Annotated in this window: 20 protein-coding genes and 1 tRNA gene; 5 read left to right on the top strand and 16 right to left on the bottom strand. The window is 63.3% G+C overall.

The annotated features are described in order from the left end of the window. Nucleotides 1–37 precede the first annotated feature (37 nt). From FQP90_RS03205 to FQP90_RS03155, 11 genes are all read right to left on the bottom strand, one after another. A complete protein-coding gene (locus FQP90_RS03205) occupies nucleotides 38–898 on the bottom strand; it encodes a Wzz/FepE/Etk N-terminal domain-containing protein (RefSeq protein ID WP_144648288.1) in 861 nt (286 codons plus the stop codon). Further along, nucleotides 886–2,349 (bottom strand): O-antigen ligase family protein, encoded by a 1,464-nt coding sequence (locus FQP90_RS03200; protein ID WP_144648287.1) that lies wholly within the window; start codon nucleotides 2,347–2,349, stop codon nucleotides 886–888. Before FQP90_RS03200 ends, FQP90_RS03205 begins: the two co-directional genes overlap by 13 nt. Then, a complete protein-coding gene (locus FQP90_RS03195) occupies nucleotides 2,346–3,617 on the bottom strand; it encodes a glycosyltransferase family 4 protein (RefSeq protein WP_144648286.1) in 1,272 nt (423 codons plus the stop codon). The genes FQP90_RS03200 and FQP90_RS03195 overlap by 4 nt, the downstream gene beginning before the upstream one ends. Next, on the bottom strand, nucleotides 3,614–5,131 hold the full coding sequence (locus FQP90_RS03190; RefSeq protein ID WP_144648285.1) for an oligosaccharide flippase family protein: 1,518 nt from the start codon (nucleotides 5,129–5,131) through the stop codon (nucleotides 3,614–3,616). The genes FQP90_RS03195 and FQP90_RS03190 overlap by 4 nt, the downstream gene beginning before the upstream one ends. Continuing rightward, nucleotides 5,128–6,192: a glycosyltransferase family 2 protein gene (locus tag FQP90_RS03185; protein ID WP_244296475.1), complete on the bottom strand. Its 1,065-nt coding sequence runs from the start codon at nucleotides 6,190–6,192 to the stop codon at nucleotides 5,128–5,130. Before FQP90_RS03185 ends, FQP90_RS03190 begins: the two co-directional genes overlap by 4 nt. A gap of 5 nt (nucleotides 6,193–6,197) precedes the next feature. Beyond that, nucleotides 6,198–6,860 carry an acetyltransferase gene (locus tag FQP90_RS03180; RefSeq protein WP_144648283.1) on the bottom strand — a complete coding sequence of 221 codons (663 nt, stop codon included), beginning with the start codon at nucleotides 6,858–6,860 and terminating at the stop codon, nucleotides 6,198–6,200. Next, nucleotides 6,857–8,023, bottom strand: coding sequence for a DegT/DnrJ/EryC1/StrS family aminotransferase (locus tag FQP90_RS03175; protein ID WP_144648282.1), 1,167 nt, complete (start codon nucleotides 8,021–8,023; stop codon nucleotides 6,857–6,859). Before FQP90_RS03175 ends, FQP90_RS03180 begins: the two co-directional genes overlap by 4 nt. Continuing rightward, a complete protein-coding gene (locus FQP90_RS03170) occupies nucleotides 8,020–9,039 on the bottom strand; it encodes an NAD-dependent epimerase/dehydratase family protein (RefSeq protein ID WP_144648281.1) in 1,020 nt (339 codons plus the stop codon). The genes FQP90_RS03175 and FQP90_RS03170 overlap by 4 nt, the downstream gene beginning before the upstream one ends. Then, nucleotides 9,036–10,145: a Gfo/Idh/MocA family protein gene (locus tag FQP90_RS03165; RefSeq protein WP_144648280.1), complete on the bottom strand. Its 1,110-nt coding sequence runs from the start codon at nucleotides 10,143–10,145 to the stop codon at nucleotides 9,036–9,038. The genes FQP90_RS03170 and FQP90_RS03165 overlap by 4 nt, the downstream gene beginning before the upstream one ends. A gap of 58 nt (nucleotides 10,146–10,203) precedes the next feature. After that, nucleotides 10,204–11,883 (bottom strand): sugar transferase, encoded by a 1,680-nt coding sequence (locus FQP90_RS03160; protein ID WP_144648279.1) that lies wholly within the window; start codon nucleotides 11,881–11,883, stop codon nucleotides 10,204–10,206. Between the two features lie 266 nt (nucleotides 11,884–12,149). Then, on the bottom strand, nucleotides 12,150–12,407 hold the full coding sequence (locus FQP90_RS03155; RefSeq protein ID WP_144648278.1) for a hypothetical protein: 258 nt from the start codon (nucleotides 12,405–12,407) through the stop codon (nucleotides 12,150–12,152). Nucleotides 12,408–12,446: 39 nt separating this feature from the next. Here FQP90_RS03155 and FQP90_RS03150 point away from each other — a divergent pair, with 39 nt between their 5' ends. Next, nucleotides 12,447–12,680 carry a DUF5703 family protein gene (locus FQP90_RS03150; protein ID WP_017200923.1) on the top strand — a complete coding sequence of 78 codons (234 nt, stop codon included), beginning with the start codon at nucleotides 12,447–12,449 and terminating at the stop codon, nucleotides 12,678–12,680. Nucleotides 12,681–12,698: 18 nt separating this feature from the next. On the opposite strand, the gene FQP90_RS03145 is transcribed toward FQP90_RS03150, so the two are convergent. Together FQP90_RS03145 and FQP90_RS03140 are read right to left on the bottom strand one after the other, a co-directional pair. Next, a complete protein-coding gene (locus FQP90_RS03145; protein WP_144648277.1) occupies nucleotides 12,699–13,859 on the bottom strand; it encodes an acyl-CoA dehydrogenase family protein in 1,161 nt (386 codons plus the stop codon). A 27-nt stretch (nucleotides 13,860–13,886) separates the two neighbouring features. Next, complete coding sequence (locus FQP90_RS03140; protein ID WP_144648276.1) at nucleotides 13,887–15,191, bottom strand: M20/M25/M40 family metallo-hydrolase; 1,305 nt, start codon at nucleotides 15,189–15,191, stop codon at nucleotides 13,887–13,889. A gap of 263 nt (nucleotides 15,192–15,454) precedes the next feature. Between FQP90_RS03140 and FQP90_RS03135 the strand changes: the two genes are divergently transcribed. Next, nucleotides 15,455–15,537 (top strand) — tRNA-Leu (locus tag FQP90_RS03135). A 123-nt stretch (nucleotides 15,538–15,660) separates the two neighbouring features. Further along, a complete protein-coding gene (locus FQP90_RS03130; protein WP_144648275.1) occupies nucleotides 15,661–16,626 on the top strand; it encodes an alpha/beta hydrolase in 966 nt (321 codons plus the stop codon). 74 nt (nucleotides 16,627–16,700) lie between these two features. On the opposite strand, the gene FQP90_RS03125 is transcribed toward FQP90_RS03130, so the two are convergent. From FQP90_RS03125 to FQP90_RS03115, 3 genes are read right to left on the bottom strand one after another with little or no spacing between them, the layout of a single operon-like run. Further along, complete coding sequence (locus tag FQP90_RS03125; RefSeq protein ID WP_144648274.1) at nucleotides 16,701–17,627, bottom strand: MaoC/PaaZ C-terminal domain-containing protein; 927 nt, start codon at nucleotides 17,625–17,627, stop codon at nucleotides 16,701–16,703. Beyond that, on the bottom strand, nucleotides 17,624–18,964 hold the full coding sequence (locus tag FQP90_RS03120) for a 3-oxoacyl-ACP reductase (protein ID WP_144648273.1): 1,341 nt from the start codon (nucleotides 18,962–18,964) through the stop codon (nucleotides 17,624–17,626). Before FQP90_RS03120 ends, FQP90_RS03125 begins: the two co-directional genes overlap by 4 nt. 10 nt (nucleotides 18,965–18,974) lie before the next feature. Beyond that, nucleotides 18,975–20,327 (bottom strand): acetyl-CoA C-acetyltransferase, encoded by a 1,353-nt coding sequence (locus tag FQP90_RS03115; RefSeq protein WP_144648272.1) that lies wholly within the window; start codon nucleotides 20,325–20,327, stop codon nucleotides 18,975–18,977. On the opposite strand from FQP90_RS03115, the gene FQP90_RS03110 reads away from it, so the two are divergent. Further along, a complete protein-coding gene (locus FQP90_RS03110; RefSeq protein ID WP_208759925.1) occupies nucleotides 20,326–21,090 on the top strand; it encodes a TetR/AcrR family transcriptional regulator in 765 nt (254 codons plus the stop codon). The two genes, FQP90_RS03115 and FQP90_RS03110, sit on opposite strands and share 2 nt — an antisense overlap. A 45-nt stretch (nucleotides 21,091–21,135) precedes the next feature. Further along, nucleotides 21,136–23,241 (top strand): acyl-CoA dehydrogenase family protein, encoded by a 2,106-nt coding sequence (locus FQP90_RS03105; RefSeq protein ID WP_144648271.1) that lies wholly within the window; start codon nucleotides 21,136–21,138, stop codon nucleotides 23,239–23,241. The last annotated feature ends 38 nt before the right edge of the window (nucleotides 23,242–23,279 follow it).

Here is a 23,279-nt window from a genome sequence, read left to right as displayed (position 1 = left end):
TAAGATGCCCGCTGTCCTCGGTTTCACGGGAGGCCTTTCAGGCAGAGGTTTCCTTGATGGGCGACTTGCCGTTGGCGCGTGAGCGGAGGGATTGACTCAATGGTCCGTTGGCTGCGAGGAACGGGTCTGCTTCAGCTGGCTCCAGGACGTCCTGGATGGTGAGTTCGTCCATGGTTGGACCAGTCCCCGTGCCCTTACCGTTCTGGTCTGGCCTGTGCTGCCGACGGCGGGGTTTCTTCTGCTCCCCTGCCGATGCCGCTGTTCGGGCCCGCGCCCTGGATGCTTCCAATCCGCGGGCGATGGACACTGCCCCGAAGGTCAGGACCACGCCAGCGACGAGTACGACGATCAGGGACCTGAGGCGGCTGGAGAACTGTTCGGTGGCGTTGTCCGGAGCGGCGACCATCAGCGAGGTGTACAGGTACCGTTCATCAGCGCCATTGATGGACTGGATGGCCAGGAGATCGTTCTCCAGCCGGGCTCCGAGCGCTTTGACGGTGGCTACGGCTTTCTCTTTGCTTTCCGAGGCCGCTGAAATCTCGATCAGGAAGGACGCGGGCGGGCGTTGGACTGTGAAGTCCGTGCTGAGCCCCTCTCGAAGGAGGGCGTCGCCGGTGGTGTCGTCGTTCAACCGTGTGCCCACTACTTGGGCGATCAGGGAGGAGTCCGCTGAGCGGAGGTAGGGATTATCGGTGTTCAGTGAGTTAAGGGACGGGTTCTTCTCAAGTTCCGCGGCCGAAGGGATCTTCGGATTCACAATGGCGTAGGTGGCCTTGGCTTCGTAGGACCGTGGAGCGAAAGAGTAGACGTAGAGGGCTGCGAGCGCGGTCACCAGCAGGACAGGCAGCACGATGAATTTGTGATGCCACAACGTTTTGAAAACTGCTACCGGGTCCATGTGATCGCCTCTTCGTTCAGGGTGGAAGGTTTGACGGGAAGTCCGTTCCGGGGCGGCCCGCCGCCGGTTTCTTGGTGTGGAACTGCGGATTCCCGGAGTTCGATTTCACGGCGGACCATGGTCCATGTGCCTCCTCCGAGGCCAACAATGAACGGGTAGACCAGGGCGAACACGGGGAAGGCCATCGAGTCGAACGTCAGGGAGCAAGCGGCAGCCACGGCACCCCCTGCTGCTACGGCCCCGGCAAGGGAACGCAGTGCCGGTAAACGTGATGCCCTGGCGGCCAGGACTGACGAAATGAAGGGAAGGACCAGGTAGGCCACCATACCGATGAAACCCACGAGCCCGAGGGTTACCAGCGAGTTGAGGTACTGGTTGTCCAGGATGTGGAGGGCGTTGTCCGGAAGATAGTTGCCAGGCCCGAGCCCAAGGAATGGAAGCTCACCGAACATCTCGGCCACCCGGGGGTAGTTGTTGGTCCGCGTTGTCAGGGAGGGGTCGCTTTGTCCAGCCGTGAAGGAGGAGGTCAGTGTTCCCACCAGGCCGGGGATGGCCACGAACAATGCGGCCATGGCTGTGGGGGCTGCAACCAAGGCCCACCGCCGTGCTACGCGGGGCAGGAAGGGGATGAACACCAGCATGCCCACCACCAGTCCGAGGACTCCTGATCGGGAAACCGTGGAGGCGATGGCGACCACCAGGAGCCCGGTCCCTGCCCAGTGCAGCCACTTGTGGCCGGTGCGGTCATAGATTCCCCGCCAGATGGACAGGGGCAGCAGCATGGAACAAACCACTGCCAGTTCGATGGAGTGAAAGGTGCTCCCCGCAACCCGTGTCATGAAGCCGCGCACCTGGAAGGCTGTGTTTCCGCCATTATCCGTGAAGCCGGGCATCGCCTCCTGGATCCACACCATGGGATTGACGCGGAACAGGAACTGGACCAGGGCGACGAGGCAGCAGAAGAATGCTCCGGCCAGGATGGCCCTTACCAATGACATGGCGTCGTTCAGGGTACGGACAGCTTCGGTGGCCACCAGGGCTATCCCCGCGCTGGCCAGGATGAGGATCAGCCACCGGTCTGCGGCGGCCTGCGCGGAAACGTTGGTGTTGCCGGTGAAGCCTGAGAAAAGAGCCACATAGGAAGCGCATGTTCCCACCCACAGGAGCCCGAGCCCCAAACGTCCGGGATGGCTGGTCCTGAAGGGGTTGTGGAGTCCAAAGAGTGCCGAACACAACCAGAACGCCAGGAGCAGGAGCGCCAGCATGATCGGTATGGTGCCGACTGCGCCTATGGGTTTGATGATCATGTTGGAGGGGAAGAAGAACACGGCGAAGGCTGCGAACTTCAGCAGCAGGCTCACGTGTCCGGCATCGCTTGTGCTTCCCACCAGGTCGTGGAGCTGGACCTCGCGGGCCGGCGGAAAGATGAGCGACCTCCTCGTGGCCCTCATGGTCGCCCACCCCATGGGGAACCACTGGGACTTTCAAGGGGCGCGCCCGCGCATGATGTCTCGAGGAAACGCGCAAACGATTGGCGGGAGTCGGCCCAGCCCAGCCTTGTCCTGCCCGCGACGGCTGCTGCGCGTTCGTCGATGCCGGGAGCAGTGACCACGTCTGCGAGCGCCATGGCAAGGCCCTGAGGTGTCGCGGGGGCCCATACAGCGTCAGGGTCCGTGAGCAGCCCGGATGCGAAGGCGGCCTTGTTGAGGACGGGAACGTTTCCGGCTGCCAGCAGCTCTCCGGGAACCAGCGAAATGTTGGTGAAGGAGATGGCCAAGCCGGCGATCGTCCGGTTGTACAGGGCGTTCAAATCCTGGGGGCTGAGGTTGCCGTGGTTCGTTACCGGGATGTCCCACCCAGTGACGGTATCCCCATAGATGTGGATTTCCTGTTCTGGGTGGAGGGCGTGGAAATGTTCCAGGGCCAGCTTGGCCAAGAGGTAGCCGCGCCTGTCCACTTTCTTCTTGGCGTAGTACACCACGCCTGAACGGTTGGTCCCTGGTGCGTGCTCGAGCAGCCGGTAGGTGTCTGTGGCGCAGCCGAAAGGAACCACGGCCTGTGGGGGTAAGCCGAGTTCGGACTGCATGACCTGGCCGATCATGGCCCCGAGCGCAACATTGGTCAGTCCAAGGCGGTAGCTCTCTTCGGCCAGGGCATAAAGAAACCCGCGTGGGTAGAAGTAGGGCTCGTAGTCCTGGATGAAATAGAAGAGGTGGACGCCGTCCGGCGCCTGCCCCGCAACAACGTGTGCAGTCGGCCAGGAACTCGCGACAATGGCGTCCACCCCTTCCATCCCATATGTGGCGCTGCGAACCCCGGCACGCAGCGCCGGCCAGTGGCGGCGGATAGTCTCTTCGTGACGGCTTGCGTCGTCATCATTGGGGTCATAGAGGAACAAGGTGCACTGGTGGCCCCTTTCCTCCATCTCCTCCACCATTCGGAAAAAAGTGGTGTGGCCACCTGAACCGGCGGCTGGCGGGGTACAGACCCAGCCAACCCTGAGGTTGCCGGCTTTATAGGGCGCCGGTGATGAAGGAACACGTGTCCGGGAATCCATGATGTCCGTATCACGGAGCGGAAGGTGTGGTTCTGCCAGGTTCCAGGTGTCGACGGCCGTGGCAGCCAGTTTGGCCGCTGCGGTTCGCGCCACTGGGCGCCAGCCATCGGTGCGCAGGCGTCGTGCGATGAGCTTGGCTGTTGCCAACGTCGATGGTGTCATGGCTGGCCTGCGCTTCCGGTGATATGGGAAGGCGTCGTTGCCGGTTCCTGGGGGGCGGCCCGGTTCTCGCTGAGCAGCGTGCGGATTTCAGCCACGAGGCGTTTGCCGCGGTGGAACGTCAATGCTGTGTAGATGGCTGTTCCCAGCAGTGCGCCGACGGCGAGTGCCAGGAAGGGATTGCCCATGCTGTGGGTGGCCAGCCAAGCGCCGACTCCCGCCAGGGCCGCCGCGAGCAGGGATGGCAGACTTCCGCTGAGCAGTTGCCACGCGGAGACGCGCAGGACAGTTGTCAGGGCTTTGACATACAGGGGAATAACCACCAGGCAGGCGACGGCTGCATGCGCCACCCCTGCGCCGGCTATCCCCCACCATTGGATGCCGAAGTACAAAGCCGGAGCAAGAGTGACGAGCCACGCCACCTGGACCCAGAAGAGCCACACGGTCCGGCCGGCGCCCACGCTCAGGTCCGCGAACAGCTCCACGAGGATCCGGGTGGCACCGAAGACTCCCAGGGTGGCCAGGGCGATCCCCGCCCCGGCCCAGGCATCACCATAGGCGGTGACGATCAGCGGATACGCCAATGCGATCACCAATGCCGAGATGGGAAAGGCACAGTAGGACACTCCGGCCACGAACCTGCCGGCGAGAGCGCCCAGGGTCCCGTCCTGGAAGAGCCTGCCGAACGTGGGAACGGCAGTAGCGCGGATAACCGCCGTGATCACCGAACTTGGCAGCCCTGCCAGATTGAAGGCCAGCAGGTACAACCCCAACGCCGCAGGGTCCAGCATCCTTCCGATCAGCAGGTAGTCAATGTTCAAGGTCACGAAAACGACCAGGTTCGCCATGGCCAGCGGCATGCCCAAGCGCAGGATCTCCACAGCCACGGAGCGGTCAAACCCAGGGGCATACCGTGCGGGTGTGATGATCCAGTACCCGGCCATGGCAACCACCTGCCCGCCAACCCTGGACCAAGCCAGCGCCATGGCGCCCCAGCCGTCCAAGGCCATCGGAACCACCAGAACCAGCACGGTCAGGAGGCTGCAGACGTCGACGACGACCCGCGGCTTTTGCAGGAACTCCCGCCACACCATGGTGGACGGTACTGCGCTGATGCCCTGCAGGAGGATGGTGATCGACAGGACCTGAATCACGGGAGTCGCGGCGGGATCGTCAAAGGCCGCCGCCAGGGCCGGCGCCAAGGCGATGGCGGCCCCGGTCATGATTCCACTCGTGACCAAGGCAATGGAGAAGACGGTGGGTGCGATCCTGTCCGGATCACCATTGCCCCGAGCCAACGCGGCGGTCGCACCAAGCTCAGCCATGTTGGTGGCGATGGTTTGCACCACGATGGCCACCGCCAGCGCCCCGAAGTGTTCCGGCGCAATCATGCGGGCCACGATGATGGTGGTGGCGAACTGGACGATCCTGCCGAGGGCCATGTTCGCCCCGCCCCAGAGCGTGGCGCTCGCGGCCCGGTTGCCCAGCGTGCGGCCTTCCCCGCGGACGGTTGTCATGAAATCCCCGTCATCGCCCACACGCGCCAGCGGACACGATCCAGTTGGCTGTGTAGAAAGTGGGCAGCAGCCCGACCGGTACCAGGCTTCTTGCCGCGGGAGACCTGCGTGATCCGGGCTTGCAACGCGTTTGCCCGGTGGATGTTGCCCGGAACGTCATGCAGGCACTCAATGAACTTCCGCAGTTCCGTAGCGGCCTCCGCGGAACCGCCCCCTGTGATCTCCTTGAACCCGAGCTGCACAGCTTCCTTGCTCAAGGCGCGCTTGGCCCGCTGCAGTTGCTTGGCCCGTTTTTCCGGGGAACAAGGGAACCGGGGATCCTCAAGGACGCGGAAGGCGTCAAGCCTGTGCCGTAGGTCCACAGCGGCAGCTGCGAACTCGGTTTGGTGCATGTTGGCCCCGTGGACACGATAAAACGCCTGGACCGGTCCGTTGATCCGTCCCACGTCCCAGCGAGCGGCGGCACGCAACCAATACTCCAAGTCCCCGGAGTGGGGAAGTGCTGCACTGTACGCGCCGATGTCGAGTACAGCCGCTGTCCTCATCACCACTTCCGGGGAGAGGATGAAATTCCGTCCGCGGGCGCACGCCAAACCGATCCAGTTCAATCCGCCCCACACCGTCCAGGTGGTGCGCTCATGCAAGGGAACAGGCGGGGGCTGGTCAGTGAAGTCCTTCGGCAAGCCGTAGACCATACCCACCCGGGGATGGGCTTCCATCAAAGCAGCTGCCCGGGACAAGGCCCCTGGTGCTATGAGGTCGTCCGCCGAAAGCAGCGTGACGTAGCGGCCCCCGGCCCGGGAAAGCCCATCGTTGTAGGTCGCGATGTGCCCTTGGTTCCGTTCGTGGTGGACCACAGTAATGCGCCGGTCCATCGACGCCAAACGCCATGCCACGGCCGCACTGCCGTCAGTGGAGGCGTCATCGACCACTATGACCTCCACCTCCACGCCGTCCTGGGACAACGCGCTCTCCACGGCGTCAGGCAGGTACCGGCCATAGTTGTAGCAAGGAATCACCACGGTCACGCTGGGCCGGTCCGCTGTGGGCACTGGGCGCATCAGTTTCACTGGACTCCCTCCAGTGCAGGAGAATTGCCCCGCCGGATGACCCGGGCCGGGACACCTGCCCAGGTCTCGTCCTCGGGGACATCATTAAGGACCGCAGCACCCATCCCAATGGTTGCCTTCGCGCCGATGGATCGGCGCTCGCGGACGCTGGCATTCATCCCGATGTAGGCCGCACGGCCGATGTGTACGTTTCCGCCCAGGGACACCCCGGAGGCGAACGTTGCAAAGTCACCGATCACGTCGTCGTGGGTGAACGTGACGCCAGGCATCGCCACCACGTGGGAGCCGATAGTGACCGAAGCGGTCATGCTGACATGCGCCAGGAGGATGCTTCCCCTGCCGATCTCGCATCCTTCGGGAACATTGACGGACGGATCGATCGCTGTCGCATACCGGTCTTCGGCAAGCCCCAGAGAGCGCAGCCGCATCACGACGCTCTCCCGGCCGGTTCCGGATCCAATGCACACGAGCAGGAGCGCGTGGGGGAATTTCAGGGCGTCCCGGACGGGACCCAGCACGTGTGCGCCGTCCACCACGCGCCCGAGTTTGTCCTCGTCGTCGTCGAGGATGCCGATGACATCGAACGGACCGCTGCTCCGGACCATGGCAAGCACCTCGCGGGCGAGGCCGCTGGCGGCGATCAGGAGGAGTTCGCTCATCGTCCCAGTCCTGCCGCGCGAAGCACTGAATCGATGACACGGACCTGGTCGCCCAAGGCGAGCTGGTGGTAGAGAGGCAGGATGAGGGTGTGGTCCGTCAGCCATTCGGTGGCGTCCAAAGAGGCGGCGCCAGTGTCCCGTCCGGCGTAGGCCGGTTGCCGATGGGCAGCCATGATCCCGCGGCGGGCGGAGATCCCGTCTTCTGCCAAGCGGGTCATCAAGGCGTCCCTTCCCATCGGGAACCCGGGACCGACCTCCAGCCAGCAGGACTGGAAATTGCTGATGCCGTAGTCCGGGTCGCTGACCAGCCGGAGGCCTTCGATACCGGCGAAGGCGTTCGCATAGGTGGCCGCGAGTTCCCGCCGCCGACGGACAGCCTCGCGGAGCCGACCCAACTGGACGATTCCGACGGCGGCCTGAAGGTCGGTCATGCGGTAGTTGAAACCGACTTCGAGATACTCTTCGGCGGGTGCGAGGATGCTGGCGTGGCGGTCAGTAGCTGAGACGCTCATGGAATGTTCCCGGAGGCGCCTTGATCTGTCCGCAAAGTCTTGGCGTGAGGTGGAGAGCATGCCGCCCTCGCCGGTGGTGAGGATTTTGCGCGGGTGGAAGGACCACGCAGCCACTTCCGCGCCCGCTCCAACGGGCAGGCCATGATAGCGGGAACCAATGGCACACGCCGCGTCTTCCACCACCGTGATACCGAGGGGATCGCACAGCGCCCGGACTGGGCCAAGATCCACGGGCACCCCACCCTGGTCGACGGCGATCACCGCAGTGGTCGCCGGAGTCAAAGCGGCACGGATGGTTTCTGCTGTCACGCAGCCGGTCACAATGTCCACGTCGGCAAACACCGGACGCGCTCCCACATATGTTGCCGCGTTCGCAGTGGCAATGAAGGAGAACGACGGCACCACAACGTCATCCCCGGGTCCTATGCCTGCAGCGGCGAGCGCCAAGTGCAGCGCGGACGTGCAGCTGGAGGTCGCCACGGCGTAACCCGCCTGTTGTTCCATGGCAAAGGCTTCCTCGAACTGGCGAACCTTGGGTCCCTGGGCGACCCACCCGGAGGCGATCACCTCGGCCACTGCTTGCGCTTCCTCTACGCCGAGCCATGGCTTCATGACGTCGATGCGTGCTACACGGGTCTCCGACGTTGTCATCGAGCACCAACTGCCGGCGCTTCGGGCCGGGCCGTTGTGCGGGCGGAGGCGATCTCTTCGCGAAGTGGCCGCCACCAGGACACCAACGAGCGCAGCCCATCTTCCAATCCGATGGCAGCCTCGAAGCCGAGGTCTTTCCGTGCCGCTGAGACGTCCGCCAAGCGACGGGCGACACCGTTCACTGCCCTCTCGGGGCCATGTTCCAAATGCAGGGGTGATTCCATGACCCTGAGCAGGGTGCGGGCCAGCTCGGCCAGGCTTGTCTCGGTGCCGCTGGCCACGTTGTAGGCGCCCTCCCGCACGCCGCTGACTGCGGCCAGGATGTTGGCCCTTGCGACGTCGGCTGTGTGGATGAAGTCCATGGTTTGCTGTCCATTGCCGAAAATCAGCGGAGGAACGCCATCGACGATCCGCTCCATCCATCGGACCAATACCTCGGTGTAAAGCCCGTGCACATCCATCCGGGGCCCGTAAACGTTGAAGTACCGAAGGGCCACGTAATCCAGCCCGGACATGGCCCGGAAGCTCCTGGCCATCCCTTCGTTGAATGACTTTGCTGCGCCGTAGAAGGTGTCGTTGTTGTGGTGGTGGTGGCTTTCCCCGGTGGGAAACTCCTCCGCCATGCCATAGACGGAGGCACTGGATGCTGCGATGAGTTTGTCCACTTTCTCCTGCGCTGCTGCCTCCACCACGTTGAACGTGCCGTCCACCAGCACTTCGAGTGCCAGCCGTGGTTCCTCCGCGCATTGGGTGATGCGGATGGCCGCCTGGTGGAACACCAGGTCCTTGCCCCGGGTGAGGTCGTGGACCAGGTCTCGATCCCGCACGTCGCCCGCCACCAGCTGAACGCGTTCGCTGGCAAGGGCGGCATCCAGGTTCGCCCGGCGTCCCCGTACGAGGTTGTCCAGGACGTCAACGTGGGCAGCACCGGCGTCGAGCAGTTGGTCGACTACCGTGGACCCTATGGTTCCCGCGCCGCCGGTGACCAGGACGTTGGCGCCCAGCAGCTCTTTCACCGCGCAACCTGGAGATTGACCTCGTTGCCAGCCACCAGGGTGGACTGCCCGTCCGAACTGAGGCTTTGGGTGACGGCCTCCAGGACAGACAAAACGCGAAGTCCTGATTCGCCGCTGGTGCGGGGCATGGTGTGGTTCCGGATGGAACCTGCGAGTTCGGCCACCACCTGGCCCAGGGGCTCACGTTCCTGCAACGCGGGTGACCACGTATCGCCGAGGCGGTAGGATATGGCCGAGGTCCGTTTGTCGGCGGCCGATCGTGGCTGGTGCTCCAGGCTGACCCCGCGGTCGTAGACGCTGATCCGCTGCTGGGGGTTGAGGTCGTCCCACACGAGGGTCCGCTTTGATCCACCGATGATCATTTGCCGGATCTTCGTGGGACTGAGCCAGTTCACGTGAATGTGAACCATGGCGTCATTGGGGAGGCCGAAGGTCAGGTGCCCCACACAGTCCCGACCCGTGCCGAGCGGGTCTGCGCCGTGCGCAGCGATTTCGGTGGGGTGCAATCCGCCTGGCAGGACAAAGTCCAGGATGGAGAGGTCGTGGGGGGCCAAGTCCCAGAAGACGTTGACATCGGGTTGGACGAGTCCAAGATTGATGCGGACGGAATCGACGTACAGGATGTCCCCCAAGGCTCCGCTGGCCACCAGTTCCTGAATCTTCAGGACCGCTGGGGTGAAGCAGTACGTATGGTCCGCCATCAGCACCAGTCCCCTGGCCTTGGCTTCCTCGACCATTTCCAAACCCTTGGCACGGCTGTCTGCCAAGGGTTTCTCCACCAGTACATGCTTTCCGGCGCGCAATGCCGTCATCACTACTCCGTGATGGGTATGCGCCGGGGTCGCTACGGCGACGGCATCCAAGTTATAGGTGTCCAGCAGTTCGTCCAGGGACTCGACGACGGCCACGCCACCTACCGTTTCGGCGAGCTTCAGGCCGCGTTCGACGTCGAGGTCGCAGATGGCCACCAGGTCCCAGTCGGGGCTGGCCTTCAGGTTCCTGGCAAGGTTGGGACCCCAATAGCCCGCTCCTACCACCGCAATGCGAAGCCTCGGCCGCACTGCGTGGCCGTTCAGTTGTCCTGATGGAACAGTTCGTATACTCATTTCCCACTCGACTTCTGTGTTGATAGCGCGGTTGTTGTTGGCTAATGCGTGGCTTTCGCTAGTAGGCCCCGGAAGGCCGGGTCATGGCCCGGAACGTCCGCCACATGATCATCAAGTCCCCCGCTATCGACCAGTTCTCCACGTAATACAGGTCCAGCCGGACAGCCTCTTCCCAGGGAAGGTCGGAGCGTCCGTTGATCTGCCACAAACCGGTGATCCCCGGTTTGATCAAAAGCCGGCGGTGCGTGTGGCGTTCGTACCCGCTGACCTCGCGGGACAACGGCGGCCTGGGACCCACAAGGCTCATGTTTCCCACCAGGACGTTCCAGAATTGCGGCAGTTCGTCCAACGAGTACTTCCGCATCCACCGCCCGCATCGGGTGATCCGTGGATCGCCCCGAATCTTGAACAGGACGCCTGCCCCCTCATCCTGGCCGCCGAGGGCGTCCAGGTGTGCTTCGGCGTCAACCACCATGGAACGGAACTTCAGCATCCGGAACGTGGTTCCTTGCTTGCCGATCCGCTCTTGTTTGAACAGGACAGGTCCGGGGCTGTCGGTGCGGACAATCGCGGCGAGAAGCAGCAGGAGCGGTGCCAGGACCAGCAAAGCCACAGCGGAGACGGTGATGTCCATCAGTCGTTTGAGGGTGTGTTTGCCGCCGGAGTAGTGGGGAATGTCCACGTGCATTAACGGCAGACCCTCAACGGGCCGCCAGTGGATGCGGGGACCGGCCACATTGGTCAGTGTTGCCGCCAAGACCAATTCAGCGGCGTTCTCCTCCAGCCGCCACCCGAGCTCCTGGATGAACTGGTTGCCGCCCGGAACCGGGCCGGCAACGATCACCGCGTTGGCGCCGGTCTGACGGACGGTTTGTGCAACGCCGTAGATCGACGACAGGACAGGGACACGCAGGTGGTCCACCGCAAGGACGGTTCCACGCCGCGCGCCGGGCAGGCAGGCTCCCAGGATGTCGTAGGCGGCGCCGGACTTCCGGTTAATCTGTTTGATGACGTATCTGACGTCTTGCGGTTCGCCCACCACGATCGCGCGGGACAAGCAGCGGCCTCGCGACTTTTCGTAGGTCAGCCACCGCCGGAATCCCCATCTGCTGCCTGTGAGCGCCACCAGGCCCAGCGGCAATGACACCAGGACGAATGAGCTGACGGCTTCGAGATGGAAAACCACCGCCACGAGGCCAAGGAAGCCGAAAACGCGGAAACTGGCGGAGAGCACGCGCTTGTATTCTTCGGGACCAACACCAAGTACTTTGGGATCGTGGGTCCTGTAGACCTCCAGAGCGGCCACCCAGACGATGCCCAGGATCAATCCCAGCATCAGGCGCGCCGTATGCTCGGGGCTGTCGGTGGACGGGTGCACTCCACCGACATTCATCAACAGGCCTGCAACAACGGCTGCGGCAACCACTGCGGAGTCCGCCAAGCGGAGACTGGTGGTCAGGAAGTGTGTCCAGGTTGAGCGGTCCTTGTGCTGGGTGACACCCCGCGCGCGGCGGTGGGTGACTGGCGGCATGAGGTCCAGGGTGACATCCGACCTCAGCGCCGCCAGTCCCGCCTTTTCAGTCCGCTGTGCAGCAGCGGACTTGCCAATCCAGGGAGACACCGGCGGATTGACGTCGGAAACGGCTGTATCGACCGAGAAGGCTGGCCCCACGGAGGCATGGGCCGCACTTTTGGGTGCCGCTGCCTTGCCTAAACGCAAGACTGGAATTTTCACCATGTCAGCCTTCTTTGCAGACCTGCCGTTGCCTACCTATCAGTGAAGCCGCGGCGGTCAGGAGGCGCACCAGTAGTCGGTACTCAAGTTTGCGCAGGATTACCCATGCACCCTACGTGCAAGTACCTAGCTGGCATCGGCGGGACTACGTGTTTTCGGGCGTAGCGAAACGATCAAAACCCGCAGAAATCCGGGCGATTTACGCAGGGATCCTGGCGGAGGAAAGCCACAAAAAACCGGCCACCCGAAGGTGGCCGGTTGATCAGGTGCTAGTCCTCCACGATTTCGAGGTCTTCATCGAGGGCCTCGTCATCATCCTCGTCGTCGTCATCAAAGACCTGCAGCGGAGTAACCTCGGAGTAGGCCTCGTAGAGTGCGTCTTCGTAAACCTCGAAGGCGTCCGCGACGGCGAAGAACGCGGCTTCGACGTTGGGGTCGCCCTCGCCCCGCCGGGCGGATGCGGCGGCCAGATGCTCTTCAAGGGCGGCGGTCAGTGATTGAAGCGCGACACGCGGATCGATGCTCATGACTTCACGTTAGCCGGAAAAGGACGAAAATGGAGAGGGATGAGAGAACAATTTCCGGGCAGCTCCGTGGAGCGCCAACGAGACTACGCACGTCAGTACGAGTACCTCGTCCTGACAGTGGGACCTGACGATTCGCTGCCTGAAGCACGGCGCCGGCTCGCCGAACATTCCGAGTACGGCAAATGGGAACTCGAGCGCAGCGTCCTCTACCTTGGAGGCGGGCGGCGCTTCTGGCTTCGCCGAAAGGTCTATTCCGTACAGCGAACCGTCTAGTCCCGGCGGCGACGTCGGCTAGCCTTCCAAGGGGCCCAACCACGCGTTGGCCACGGTGTTATGTGCGGATTCATCGTTGGATGGGTGGAAGATGCCGGCCAGGACATCCCGATACAGGCGCTCCATCTCGGAACCCTTGAAGTAGCTGGATCCGCCCGTCACCCGGATGGCCAGATCCACCACGTGGCGTGCGTTCTCCGTAGCCCGGGATTTGATCCCCACGAGCTTGGGAAACCATTGCGCCCCGTGGTCAACCCGGTTGTCGACGTCGCGGGCCACTGCCGAAATCTGCGGATAAATCCCATCCATCGCCAAGGCAGCGTCTGCCACCTTCCACCGGATATCCGGATCCTGGGCGTAGCTGCGCCCACCGTACTTCGCTGACACGCGGCGCTTGACGTTCTCCACGCCCAAGGTAAATGCGCGCTCGGCCACGCCAGTGTAGACGGCAGCGAGCAACGTTTCGAAGCAAGCGAAGATCGCAAAAATGAGCAGGTCCTTGTTCGGACCTACGGGCAGCTTGCGGAAGATACGTTCCGGGGGAATGACGGCCCCATGCAGGAGTGTGGTGTTCGAAGCACTGGCCCGCATTCCCAAAGTATCCCAGTCACTCAAGGTCTCATGGCCGGGCTCATCGCGGCGGAGGAAGCCAAAGACAAGTTCTCCCTCACCTTCCCGGGCGTCCGCATCCTTGCCAAAGGTCCCCAAACGCGTCCAGCCACGGGAAAGACTCGTGAAGATCTTGCGGCCCGTAAACCTGTAGCTGCCGTCGGCCAGCGGCTCGGCAACCGTGCCGGAATCGAACAACATGGAATCATTGCCGGCCTCCGAGATGCCGAAGGCAAAGACTTCGCCCTGCCCGGCTTCTTTCAGGACAAAGTCCAGGGAATCGTCTCCCCTGGCGGCCATGACCTGCGCGACGCCGGTCCACACCAAGTGCATGTTGACGGCCAGTGCTGTGGCGGGGGCAGCCGTGGCCAGTCGCTGCTGCAGCGCAGCTACCGCTTCCAGGCCGAGTCCCAAACCGCCGTCGGCCTCCGGGACGAACAGCTTGAGGTATCCGGCAGCCGCCAGGTCTTCCAGGTCCTCGTGGAAGAACTGATTGTTTTGGTCATACCCGGCTGCGCGGCCGCGCAGGCGTTCGAGCAGGGCCTCGGGCAGGATGTCTTCGGGAACCATCGCAGGGCCTCCTTTTGGTGGTTTGCTCTAGTAGTTGCTGAGCAGCGTATTCAGGACGCGGGCGCCGAACTGGAGTGATTCGGCAGGAACGCGCTCATCAACGCCGTGGAACATCCCGGTGAAATCGAGCTCGTCCGGCAGCATCAGCGGGGCGAATCCGTAGCCTGTGATGCCGATCTTGCTCAGCGACTTGTTGTCGGTGCCGCCGGAGAGCGTGTAGGGAAGCACCTTGGCGCCCGGGTCCTCGGAGTGCAGGGCGTCGATCATGGAGTCCACGAGGTTGCCCGCGAACGGTACCTCCAAGGAGACGTCCTTATTGACGTAGCTGATCTCGATACCGTCGCCGGCGAGTTCCTTGATGGTCTCAAACACCAGTTCCTGCTGACCCGGGAGGGTGCGGCAGTCCACGAATGCCTCGGCCGACTCAGGGATGACATTGTGCTTGTAACCCGAACGCAGGAAGGTGGGGTTGGATGTGTTCTGCAGTGTCGCGCCAACGAACCGGGCCACCGTGCCCAGCTCCTTCAGGAGGATGTCCGGGTTGTCGGCATCGAACTCGACGCCGGTCAGTTCGGTGACGCCGTCCAGGAACTGGCGCGTGGTGGGCGTCAGTTCCACCGGCCACTTGTATTCACCGATCCGGGTCACGGCAGCTGCAAGCCGGGTGACGGCGTTGTCGGTGTTGATCTGGGAGCCGTGTCCCGCCCGGCCGTGGGCCACCAGCCGCAGCCAGGACAGGCCCTTTTCGGCAGTTTGGAGCAGGTAGGTCCGCTGTCCGCCGATGGTGGCGGAGAAGCCGCCCACCTCGGAGATGGCCTCGGTGGCGCCGTCGAAAAGCTCGCGGCGGTGTTCCACAGCGTACCGGGCGCCATAAGTGCCACCGGCCTCCTCGTCGGCAAAGAACGCGAAGATGATGTCGCGCTTGGGTTTACGGCCCGTCCTGGCGAAGTTCCGCATGACGGACAGGATCATGGCGTCCATGTCCTTCATGTCCACGGCGCCGCGTCCCCAGACCAGGCCGTCCTTCAGTTCGCCGCTGAACGGGTCCACGCTCCACTGGTCCCTCAGGGCAGGGACCACGTCGAGGTGTCCGTGTACCACCAGCGCATTTGCGGACGGGTCCTCGCCGGCCAGGCGGGTTACCACGTTGGCGCGGCCAGGGGCGGACTCGAAAATTTCAGCGTCAAGGCCTACCTCGGTGATCAGGCCGGCCGTGTACTCGGCTGCTGCACGCTCCCCCGGGCCGGTGTCGTCGCCGAAGTTGGAGGAGTCGATGCGGATGAGCTCCTGGCAGATCCGGACAACTTCGTCTTCGGGGCGGATGACAGACATGGAAATTCTCCTTGTGTGGCTGGGCTGCAGGTTCCGGCGACGCAAACTGCGGCTCCGCAGCCCGTCCCGTGTTCCCTCAGCCTACTCACCAGCAGCGGCCCCAGTCAGGAATTCGTTTCGTCGTGGGTCCTCCGACGGGCACGGAAGGGCCCTGACCAGCGCCGATTTTTCAGCTACCCGAAACCGTGTTAGAGTTTTTCTCGCTGCTTCGGAGGAAAGTGAAGCACCGGAAGGTGCAAAACGACCCATCTGAACACCACCTTGCGCGGGTGGCGGAATGGCAGACGCGCTAGCTTGAGGTGCTAGTCCTCGAAAGGGGGTGGGGGTTCAAGTCCCCCTCCGCGCACAATCACAAGGCCTGGAATCCACGGATTCCGGGCCTTGTTTGTTTTTTGCCTCGGCCCCTCCGGGCGAAATAGGATGCGAGTTTGATCACCTTTGTTTCTTCCGTGGACAGTGAAGGAAAAACATGACCAGCTCTGAAGACATCCTCGGTCCCGACTACATAGCTCGGACCCTGACCCTCCAGCCCGACTCCGAGGGCGATGTGGTGGCGACGCTGGTCAGCAGGAAGATACCTACCGGCACCGGGCGTGCCGTCCTCTATGTCCACGGGTTCGTGGACTACTTCTTCCAGGCGCACTTGGCCGATGAGTGGGCCAACGCCGGATACGACTTCTACGCCCTGGACCTTCGAAAGTATGGACGGTCCCTGCTCCCCCACCAAACGCCCAACTACATCGAATCCCTGCAGAGCTACGACGAGGAGCTCGACGAGGCAGCCCGCATCATCAGGGATGAGGATGGGCACGATGTCCTGGTTGTCCTGGGCCACTCCACGGGAGGCTTGATTACCAGCCTCTGGGCACACCGGCGACGCTTCGATGGCACCGTGGATGCGCTGATCCTCAACAGTCCGTGGTTCGACCTGAATAAGCCGTTCCTCCAGCGGACGGTGGGGACCGCCGTCGTCGACCGTCTTGCGACGTACCAGCCGAGGCGGCAGGTGGGCGTCCTGGGTGAGCATTACGGACGCAGCCTGCACTCAACCACGGGCGGCGCGTGGGATTTCAACCTCAGCTGGAAGCCGCTGGAAGGATTTCCCGTTCTGGCCGGCTGGTTGCGCGCCATCAGGCGCGGACACGCCGAACTCGCCAGGGGCCTGGATATCCGCTGTCCCGTCCTGGTCTGCGCCTCCACCGCCAGTGCATCGGTAACGGCACCGCCCGAGACCATCAATTCCTCGGACATCGTGCTCAACGTCCGGCATATCGCCGAACGCAGTACACGACTGGGGCGGTTGGTGACCTTGGCGCGGATCGATGGCGGTATCCACGATCTCGCCCTGTCTGCCGAACCGGCGCGGAGCAGATTCTTCGAAGAAGTCTTCCGCTGGGCGGGCGCTTACGTGCCGGAAAGTGCGGCGAAGCGCTGAGCTGGAGCAGCAGCAGCGAGTTAACGACGGCGGCGGTCACCTGAGGTGACCGCCGCCGTTTACTGCCTTGTTTGTCAGGGCAGATGGGAAACGCTGCCCACGAAATGGCGCCGTCCGGTGCGTGGGTTCCAAGCCACGTACGTCGATCGTTCCCAAGTGCCCGAGTTCCCTTGGACTGTGGCGATATCCAAGGCAACCCGTGCCGGAAGGAACACCGGGGCTTCAAAGGCGACGTCCCAGGCGAAGGACTCCGATTTGACCGCACCGACGTCAGCCAATGCCCGTGAGGCCAGGTACATTCCGTGGGCAATCGATCCCCGCAGCCCCAAAGCCTTGGCGGACAAGACGCTCAGGTGGATCGGATTGAAATCGCCCGAAACGGTGGCGTAGCTTCGGCCGGTCTCCAGGCCGAGCTGCCACAGCGCAGTGGGGTCCGGCGGCGAGAAATCACCGGCCATTGACGCACCATTGGGGTTTCCCGCCTTATCTATGCCTGGCAGGAAAACACCCTTGGCAAGGTAGGTTGAAACACCCCGCCAGAGCAAGTCGCCGCTGGACGTTGAACGGACTTCAGCTACGATGTCCAACTGCGTCCCTGCACGGTGGCCGGCGAGGTTGGCCGCCCATGATCGGATATCCAGGGACTCGGTGAACTGGATGGGGACACGCTGCTCCACACGATTCTTGAGATGGATCATCCCCAAGAGAGGTAACGGAAAGTCGTCCCTGTTCATGACGCTCATGGACACCGGAAACGCCAGCGCATGAACGAAACCCGCAGGGAGGATATCGCTTGCGGTCTCGCCTACCAGGTGCTGGTAGGCGGTCAGGTTTTCCACCTCGGCCCGGATATTCCGGACCTCGTGGCTGACAGCCGGCAATCTGGTCTTCCCTGTCGACGCCCCAAGGACCCTGCGGCGCGCAGCAGTTGCGGCCGCATTGACATACAGCTTGGACAGCGACGGCAGCTCACCAAGGATGACTGGCTGGGGATCGGTCATGCTCCCACCAGTTGTTGTCCGCAGACGCGCAGCACTCCACCAGAAATTCCGCCGGCGGCATCACTGGCCAGGAAGGCGATCGCTTCGGCGACATCCTGGGGCTGGCCGCCCTGTTTGAGCGAGTTCAGGCGGCGTGCGGCTTCACGGATGGCAAACGGCATCCTGGCTGTCATTTCGGTTTCGATGAAGCCCGGGGCAACCGCGTTGATGGTGCCGCCGAAGGGCGCCAGCAGTGGCGCGGTGGACTTCACCATGCCGATCACCCCACCCTTGGACGCGCCGTAGTTGGTCTGGCCTCTGTTGCCGGCGATGCCACTGGTGGAAGCGACCGAAACGATGCGTGGCGAATTCTTGAAGTGCTCGGACGCCAGAAGGGCCTCGTTGATCCTCAGTTGAGCGGCGATGTTCACCGCGATGACCGACTGCCAGCGTCCCTCGTCCATGTTGGCCAGGAGCCTGTCGCGGGTGATTCCGGCGTTGTGCACCACGATGTCGATCCTGCCATGGCGTTGCACAGCATGTTCGATGATTCGGTGGCCGGCGTCGTCCCGGCTGATATCAAGCTGCAGTGCCGTTCCCCGTACCTCGTTGGCCACCGCTGCCAGGTGATCCCCGGCCGCAGGGATGTCCACAGCGACCACCGTGGCGCCATCCCGGCGCAGCGTGCGTGCGATGGCTGCTCCGATGCCCCGGGCTGCCCCTGTGACAACCGCGACCTTGCCTGCCAGTGGCTTCTCCGAATCGGTCGGCAATGTGCCCGAGGCCGAGCTGACGGTCAGGAACTGTCCGTCCACATAGGCGGAGCGTCCGGAAAGGAAGAACCGCAGGGCGCCGAGCGCCGAGGGGCTTGTGGTTGCGAGGTCGTCGTCCAAGAGAATTCCGTTGGCTGTCGCCCCAGCGCGGAGTTCCTTGGCCAGGGACCGCAGGAGACCGTCGATACCCTGACGTGCCGCCGCGGACGCAGGAGACGTTGCCGAGTGGGCTGTCCGGGAGATCGTGACCACTCGGGCGTTCGACGCGAGGTCCCGCAGGGAGGCGCCGGCAGTCAGTACAGGTTTGGCCAGGTCTTCGGGATGTTGGACGGCATCGAGGACCAAGAGGATGGCACCCAGCTTTTCCTTGGGCAACGCGTTGCGCCGAACATCCAGGCCCCAACCCAGCAGCGTCGTGGCGATGTCATCGGCACCTGCGCTGTCGCCACTGACCAGCACGGGGCCGATCACCAGCGGGGCACCTGGTTGATGGCGTCGCAGGACCACAGGCTGCGGCAGGCCGAGCTTCTTGGCGACGTCCTTGCCCAATCCCTGACTCACCAGCTGTGTGTATTTGTCTGTCATGGAGTTCCCCCTACGCTGCTTCCAGGATGGCAACGACGCCCTGCCCGCCGGCGGCGCACACGGAAATCAGTCCCCGTGCGGGCCGTCCGTCGACCGCGCCCTTCTCATGCAGCATCTTTGCAAGTGAAGCCACGATCCTTCCACCCGTCGCGGCGAAGGGATGCCCTGCGGCCAGGGAAGATCCGTTGACGTTGAGCTTGGCGCGGTCCACCTTGCCAAGCGCTCCATCGAGGCCAAGCCGGGTGCGTCCGAACTCCTCGTCTTCCCATGCTGCCAACGTGCTCAGCACTGTGCCAGCGAAGGCCTCATGGATTTCGAAGAAGTCGATGTCTTCGAACGTCAGCCCGTGCCGGGCCAGCAAGCGCGGGACTGCGAAGACGGGCGCCATGAGGAGGCCATCCTTGCCGTGGACGAAGTCGACGGCGGCTGCCTCGCCATCCAGGACGGTGGCGAGCTTGGGCAGGCCATGGGAGTCTGCCCATTCTTCGGTGGCCAACAGGACGGTGGAGGCGCCATCGGTGAGGGGCGTGGAGTTACCGGCCGTCATGGTCGCCTCGGAGCCCAGGTTTTTGCCGAAAACGGGCTTCAGCGTGGCGAGCTTCTCCAGCGTGGTGTCGGCACGGAGGTTGGAGTCGCGGCTGAGTCCGCGGTAGGGCGTGATGAGGTCGTCGAAGAAGCCGCGCTCATAGGCGGCAGCAAGGTTGCGGTGGCTGTTGAAGGCCAGCTCGTCCTGGGCTTCACGGGCGATCTTCCACTGTGCAGTGGTGAGGGCTTGGTGCTCACCCATCGACAGGCCAGTGCGGGGCTCGCCGGTGTTGGGTGCGTCGGGGGCCAGGTCCTTGGGCCTGATGCGGCCGATGATCTTCAGCTTCTGCACGGGCGTTTTGGCACGGTTGAGGTCCAGCAGGATCTCGCGAAGTCCCTCGCTGACCGCGATCGGCGCATCGGATGCCGAGTCCACTCCTCCAGCGATGGCTGAATCGATCTGGCCGAGCTTGATCTTGTTGGACAGCCCAATCACGGTCTCCAAACCGGTTGCGCAGGCCTGCTGGAGATCGTACGCCGGAGTTTCCGGCGACAAAGCGGAGCCCAGCACGGCTTCCCGAGTGAGGTTGAAGTCCCTGGAGTGCTTGAGCACTGCGCCTGCAGCAACTTCGCCAATGCGTTCATCCTGAAGTCCGAAACGTGCAACCAGACCCTCCAATGCCGCGGTGAGCATGTCTTGGTTGGACGACTTCACGTAGGCACCGCCTGTGCGGGCGAAGGGGATGCGGTTGCCGCCCACGATGACGGCGGAGCGTGTTGCTTGAGGGGTTGTGGTTGCTTCCCGGGTCGCGCCCGCGGTCACATCTGCTGCAGCCATGCTTGTCTCCTTCGATCAATGCCAGTTACTGATACCCAGCGTACCTGATACGCTGGGTATCGTGAACAGTCGCTCCGAAGAAGTCGCCGTTGCCGTCAACGCCCCGCAGGATGCCATCAGCGCAACTGTGGATGGACGCACAGCACGGTGGCAATCCCATCGCGAAGAACGGCGCCGCGAGCTGATCAAATCGGCACGAAAGGCTGTTCACCGCTTGGGCAGCGAGGCCTCCATGGAGGACATTGCCGGAGCGGCCGGCACATCAAAATCCGTCTTCTACCGCTATTTCGGCGACAAGGCGGGGCTTCAGCAAGCCATGGGCGAAGTTGTGCTGGGGCAGATGCAGCGCCGGATGCAGGAAGCTGCCCAGTCAGCGCAGACGCCCCGTGAAGGGTTGCTCGCCATGGTCTCCGCGTACCTGCAGATGGCGGAATCCAGCCCCAATGTCTATGCCTTCATAACGCGGCTGAGCCCCGGGGAGGCGTCGGCGCAGGACGCCATCGCAGCATCCGGAGCGTTGGGCAACTTTTTCGAACAGATCACGGACATGATCGCGACCCCCATGCGGGAGCACCTTGGCGAGGAAAAGGAAGCAGTGATTGTCTACTGGCCCACCGCCGCCATTGGACTCGTCAGGAACGCGGGCGAGATGTGGTTGGGAAGCCCCGCCAGCAGCACCAAACCCGATCAGGCAACCATGGCCGGGCGGATCACCGATTGGCTGTGCCTCGGCATAGCCCCGGAACTCAAGACCACCACCTGACACAGCAATGACTCATCAGTTGTCGGAACCAAAGAAGGAAACAACATGACTGAAGTAGTGGACCGGGCCTCATCAGCCAACCAACCCTCAGGCCGCGATGACGCAGCCACCACCACAGGCGCGGAGCCTGTGGTGGATGTTGCTGCCCTTGGCGAGCAACTCCTGGGCAAGTGGGCCCACATCCGGCACCAGGCCCGTGCTGTTGCCGGCAATCCGGCTGTGCAGAAGGTCGAGGGCCTGTCTCACACGGAGCACCGTGCCCGGGTGTTCGAACAGTTGAAGTTCCTGGTGGACAACAACACTGTTCATCGCGCTTTCCCCACCCGTCTGGGCGGCTCCGATGACCATGGCGGCAATATCGCCGGGTTCGAAGAGATCGTCACTGCCGACCCCTCACTTCAGATCAAGGCCGGCGTCCAGTGGGGCCTCTTCGGATCAGCGGTGATGCACCTTGGCACCGTCGAACACCAGGACAAATGGCTGCCCGGCATCATGAGCCTGGAGATCCCGGGCTGCTTTGCCATGACGGAAACAGGTCATGGTTCGGACGTCGCCAGCATTGCCACAACAGCTACTTATGACGAAGCGAGCGGGGAATTCGTCATCAACACGCCTTTCCGCGCAGCGTGGAAGGACTACATCGGCAATGCGGCCAATGACGGTCTGGCCGCCGTCGTGTTCGCCCAACTGATTACCCGCAACGTCAACCGTGGCGTCCACGCGTTCTATGTGGAACTCCGCGATCCTGCCAGTAAGGAATTCCTTCCGGGTATCGGCGGCGAAGACGATGGCATCAAGGGCGGACTGAATGGCATCGACAACGGCCGGCTTCATTTCACGAACGTCCGTATCCCCCGCACCAATCTGCTGAACCGCTACGGCGACGTAGCTGAGGACGGCACCTACTCCTCCACCATCGAAAGCCCCGGTCGGCGCTTCTTCACCATGCTCGGCACGCTGGTGCAGGGACGCGTCTCACTGGATGGCGCGGCGGTAGCTGCCAGCAAGTTGGCCCTCAAGACGGCCATCCAGTACGCAACCGAGCGACGCCAGTTCAACGCATCGTCAGCCACCGACGAAGAAGTCCTCCTTGACTACCAGCGGCACCAGCGTCGCCTGTTCACCCGATTGGCCACCACGTACGCGGCCAGCTTCGCGCACGAACAGCTCCTGCAGAAATTTGACGACGTCTTCTCCGGCGCCCACGACACCGACGCCGACCGCCAGGACCTGGAAACGCTGGCAGCCGCACTCAAACCACTGAGCACCTGGCATGCCCTGGATACCCTGCAGGAATGCCGGGAGGCCTGCGGCGGCGCCGGCTTCCTGATCGAAAACCGCTTCGCCTCTCTTCGGGCGGACCTGGACGTCTACGTCACGTTCGAGGGTGACAACACCGTCCTGCTGCAGCTGGTAGCCAAAAGGCTCCTGGCTGACTACGCCAAGGAATTCCGTAGCGCGGACTTTGGCGTCCTGGCCCGTTACGTCGTGGACCAGGCCGCCGGCGTGGCTTTGCACCGCACGGGCCTGCGTCAAGTGGCCCAGTTTGTGGCGGACACCGGCTCGGTGCAAAAGGCAGCGCTGGCCTTGCGGGACGAGGAAGGCCAGCGGACCCTTCTTGCCGACCGGGTGCAGTCCATGGTGGCTGAGGTTGGCGCAGCCTTGAAGGGAGCCAACAAGCTTCCGCAGCACCAGGCAGCGGCCCTGTTCAACCAGCACCAGCACGAACTGATCGAGGCTGCCCAGGCGCACGCTGAACTGCTGCAGTGGGAAGCCTTCACCGAGGCCCTTGCCCAGGTCTCCGACGAAGGAACAAAGCGTGTCCTGACGTGGCTGCGCGACCTTTTCGGATTGTCGCTGATTGAGAAGCATCTTTCCTGGTACCTCATGAATGGTCGGCTCTCCATGCAGCGTGGCCGGACCGTGGGCACCTATATCAACCGACTGCTGGTCAAGATCCGCCCGCATGCGGTGGACCTTGTGGACGCCTTCGGCTACGGCCCTGAACACCTCCGCGCCTCGATTGCCACAGGCGCAGAGGCGACGCGACAGGACGAAGCACGCCGGTATTTCCGCGAGCAGCGTGCCAGTGGAAGTGCCCCTGCGGACGAGAAAACGCTCCTGGCACTGAAGGCCAACAAGTCGCGGTAGCAGTTCTCCGCCACCTTGCGGTGAACAGCAGCGGAACT

The sequence above is a fragment of the Paenarthrobacter nitroguajacolicus genome (assembly GCF_007786235.1).
GTDB classification, from domain to species: domain Bacteria; phylum Actinomycetota; class Actinomycetes; order Actinomycetales; family Micrococcaceae; genus Arthrobacter; species Arthrobacter nitroguajacolicus_A.
This window is presented reverse-complemented; position numbering and strand designations above follow the sequence as displayed.

Coding starts and splice junctions, on each gene's coding strand:
- FQP90_RS03145 (WP_144648277.1), bottom strand. CDS start 13,859: ATGGTTCCCGAAGACATCCTGCCCGAGGCCCTGCTCGAACGCCTGCGC.
- FQP90_RS03205 (WP_144648288.1), bottom strand. CDS start 898: ATGGACCCGGTAGCAGTTTTCAAAACGTTGTGGCATCACAAATTCATC.
- FQP90_RS03120 (WP_144648273.1), bottom strand. CDS start 18,964: ATGACAGACAAATACACACAGCTGGTGAGTCAGGGATTGGGCAAGGAC.
- FQP90_RS03180 (WP_144648283.1), bottom strand. CDS start 6,860: ATGAGCGAACTCCTCCTGATCGCCGCCAGCGGCCTCGCCCGCGAGGTG.
- FQP90_RS03185 (WP_244296475.1), bottom strand. CDS start 6,192: ATGCGCCCAGTGCCCACAGCGGACCGGCCCAGCGTGACCGTGGTGATT.
- FQP90_RS03195 (WP_144648286.1), bottom strand. CDS start 3,617: ATGACACCATCGACGTTGGCAACAGCCAAGCTCATCGCACGACGCCTG.
- FQP90_RS03125 (WP_144648274.1), bottom strand. CDS start 17,627: ATGACCGATCCCCAGCCAGTCATCCTTGGTGAGCTGCCGTCGCTGTCC.
- FQP90_RS03105 (WP_144648271.1), top strand. CDS start 21,136: ATGACTGAAGTAGTGGACCGGGCCTCATCAGCCAACCAACCCTCAGGC.
- FQP90_RS03130 (WP_144648275.1), top strand. CDS start 15,661: ATGACCAGCTCTGAAGACATCCTCGGTCCCGACTACATAGCTCGGACC.
- FQP90_RS03150 (WP_017200923.1), top strand. CDS start 12,447: ATGAGAGAACAATTTCCGGGCAGCTCCGTGGAGCGCCAACGAGACTAC.
- FQP90_RS03110 (WP_208759925.1), top strand. CDS start 20,326: ATGCTTGTCTCCTTCGATCAATGCCAGTTACTGATACCCAGCGTACCT.
- FQP90_RS03155 (WP_144648278.1), bottom strand. CDS start 12,407: ATGAGCATCGATCCGCGTGTCGCGCTTCAATCACTGACCGCCGCCCTT.
- FQP90_RS03190 (WP_144648285.1), bottom strand. CDS start 5,131: ATGACAACCGTCCGCGGGGAAGGCCGCACGCTGGGCAACCGGGCCGCG.
- FQP90_RS03200 (WP_144648287.1), bottom strand. CDS start 2,349: ATGAGGGCCACGAGGAGGTCGCTCATCTTTCCGCCGGCCCGCGAGGTC.
- FQP90_RS03175 (WP_144648282.1), bottom strand. CDS start 8,023: ATGACAACGTCGGAGACCCGTGTAGCACGCATCGACGTCATGAAGCCA.
- FQP90_RS03165 (WP_144648280.1), bottom strand. CDS start 10,145: ATGAGTATACGAACTGTTCCATCAGGACAACTGAACGGCCACGCAGTG.
- FQP90_RS03115 (WP_144648272.1), bottom strand. CDS start 20,327: ATGGCTGCAGCAGATGTGACCGCGGGCGCGACCCGGGAAGCAACCACA.
- FQP90_RS03160 (WP_144648279.1), bottom strand. CDS start 11,883: ATGGTGAAAATTCCAGTCTTGCGTTTAGGCAAGGCAGCGGCACCCAAA.
- FQP90_RS03140 (WP_144648276.1), bottom strand. CDS start 15,191: ATGTCTGTCATCCGCCCCGAAGACGAAGTTGTCCGGATCTGCCAGGAG.